Source organism: Roseibium sediminis (assembly GCF_008711325.1).
Taxonomy (GTDB): Bacteria; Pseudomonadota; Alphaproteobacteria; order Rhizobiales; family Stappiaceae; genus Roseibium; species Roseibium sediminis.
Genome location: NZ_VXDB01000084.1, coordinates 1 through 1,173 on the forward strand (window position 1 = coordinate 1; position 1,173 = coordinate 1,173).

A 1,173-nucleotide genomic window follows, 5' to 3' on the forward strand; every position below is an offset into this window, starting at 1 on the left:
ACCACTGTATCCTGGCGCCGGGGCCAGCGGAACTTGTCCTCGCTCAGTTGCTTCAGCACAAGTACGAAGCCGGACCGATCGAAGAACAACAGCTTCATCCGGTCGCGGCGGCGATTACAGAATGCAAACACCCCACAGGCAAACGGGTCCAGTCCCATCGTTTCCTGAACCCGCACCGAAAGGCTATTGATCCCCGCCCGGAAGTCGACCGGCTCGCGGTGCAGGTAGACCTGAACGTCAGCGGCCAGTGTGAACATCGCACAAGGCTCCGATTATCGCCGACAGCGCATTTGCATCACCGCATTCAAGCGTCAACCTCACCCCGTTCGGCAAGGACGCGCTCACCTTCGCGGGAGAGGACAAAGGCCTCATTCGCTCCAATTTCGCCAATTGCTCTTCACCACGCGTGGGAGGAACCTCCATCGGCTTGCTGGGCATCGGCGGGCTGCTATCCACGGCCAAAACCGGGACAAACGCCGGCGTCGAAGATGACTGCACAGTCCCGGTCTCCTCGGCTGCCTTGATCCATTTCCGCAGCAGGTTCGCATTGATCCCATGGTCCAGCGCAAGCCGAGATACCGACACGCCGCCCTCAAGACAGGCCGCAACAAGACGCGCTTTCGACGCCGGGTCGTACCAACGCCGACCGTCACGGCCCACCAGCCTAACATTCAGCTTCTGATCTTCTTCCATCAAATGGTCTCCACCTATCTTTGGTGGACACCTCATGCATCACAGAACTCAATGCCAAAAGGTGCGGGGAAATTCGCGCTTACAAATCAACCGGAACCTTTTTATGAAAAAGATCACTCATCGAATTTACAAAAATGAGCCGTGGCTTTCGCCATTTAATCGGTTGCTCGATCCGACTTGGCCACAGACGTAAATCAAAGCCCTGCTCGTATGGATGGCCTTTAATACCACGCCAACGCTCGGCAAATCGGGCAGCATAACAGTTGTCACATCCCGGTCCAATCTTCGTGCAACCAGTTATCGGGTTCCACGTTGCATCAGTCCATTCTATCTCAGAGCTCTGCGCCATATCACAACCTAACAACTGTTCTCAATTTGTTCTATACATTTCTTACACTAGAATGGGTAAGCTTATTTTGGTTAAGTGATCCTCCCCCTTTGAATTGGTCCGCCCCTATAGTTAGGAAACGGAGGATCAGA

The 1,173-nt window shown here is 54.4% G+C and carries 2 protein-coding genes and 1 pseudogene; all 3 read right to left on the minus strand.

Annotated elements, in window-relative coordinates:
- The coding region (tnpB, locus tag F0155_RS23150; RefSeq protein WP_150526925.1) for an IS66 family insertion sequence element accessory protein TnpB at window positions 1-257 on the minus strand (257 nt) is incomplete at its 3' end.
- A complete protein-coding gene (gene tnpA, locus F0155_RS23155; RefSeq protein WP_192913873.1) occupies window positions 238-696 on the minus strand; it encodes an IS66-like element accessory protein TnpA in 459 nt (152 codons plus the stop codon). The genes tnpB and tnpA, both read right to left, overlap by 20 nt.
- Window positions 697-787: 91 nt before the next feature.
- Window positions 788-1,042, minus strand: a pseudogene (locus tag F0155_RS23160) (DUF5131 family protein); the annotation flags it as partial.
- Window positions 1,043-1,173: the final 131 nt, after the last annotated feature.